1 protein-coding gene is annotated in these 228 nt (G+C 58.3%); it reads left to right on the top strand.

Annotated features, from left to right (window positions below; translation table 11 throughout):
• Positions 1–228: general stress protein (locus QP415_RS13255; protein WP_306559709.1), on the top strand; the 228-nt coding region annotated here is incomplete at both ends.

Genomic DNA, 228 nt, shown 5'->3' with positions numbered 1-228 from the left:
ATCTGAGTGATCAGGGATTCGATGTTCAGTTCATCACGATTGTCGGCACGGACCTGCACATGGTGGAGCGTGTGACCGGCAAGCTGACGACTGGAAAGGTCGCTGCGTCGGGCGCTGCGTCGGGCGCATTGTGGGGCGCGTTCATTGGACTGCTGATGTCCTTTTCACTCCAAAGCAACATGTTGCCGTTCATGCTGCTGTCGCTGGGTGGTGGCGCACTGATCGGTG

It is taken from the genome of Pauljensenia sp. UMB3104, from assembly GCF_030217285.1.
In the GTDB taxonomy this organism is placed as follows: domain Bacteria; phylum Actinomycetota; class Actinomycetes; order Actinomycetales; family Actinomycetaceae; genus Pauljensenia.
Note: the sequence above shows the minus strand (reverse complement) of the source record. Positions and strands in the feature narration are given on the sequence as shown.